Consider the following 488-nt stretch of genomic DNA (forward strand, 5'->3'; position numbering starts at 1 on the left):
GTGCGGGTCCGTGTTCGCCTATTCACCCGGGGAGAGCTGGGCCTGCGCCTCGATCGCGCTCGGGCTCGCCTTTCTGGGCAGCACGGCCTTGCGTCTTGCGGCTGTGCTCGAGCACGTGCCGGTGGCGCCCGCCCGCATTCCCCCAAGGATGCCGGATCGCGACCTCCCGACCTACAGCATCCTCATTGCGCTTCACCGCGAGGGGAGGGTGGTCGAGCGGCTCGTCCGCGCCATCGAGGCGCTCGACTACCCGGCGGCCAAGCTGGATGTGAAACTGGTGCTGGAAGCGGACGATCGCGAGACGGCCCAGGCGCTCGCGCTGATCGACCTGCCCGGATATGTCGAGGTCATCATTGCTCCGCCCGGGGAGCCGCGCACCAAGCCGCGTGCCCTGAACGTCGCCCTGCCGCTGGCGCGAGGCGAGTTCGTCACCGTGTACGACGCGGAAGATGTGCCCGATCCGGGACAGCTTCGCCTCGCCGTGTCGG

1 protein-coding gene is annotated in these 488 nt (G+C 69.5%); it reads left to right on the forward strand.

Going from position 1 to position 488, the window contains the following annotated elements:
- Nucleotides 1-10: 10 nt before the first annotated feature.
- The coding region (locus AC2JF9_RS08570) for a glycosyltransferase (RefSeq protein WP_500726927.1) at nt 11-488 on the forward strand (478 nt) is incomplete at its 3' end.

The organism is Lactobacillus sp. C449L, assembly GCF_059900815.1.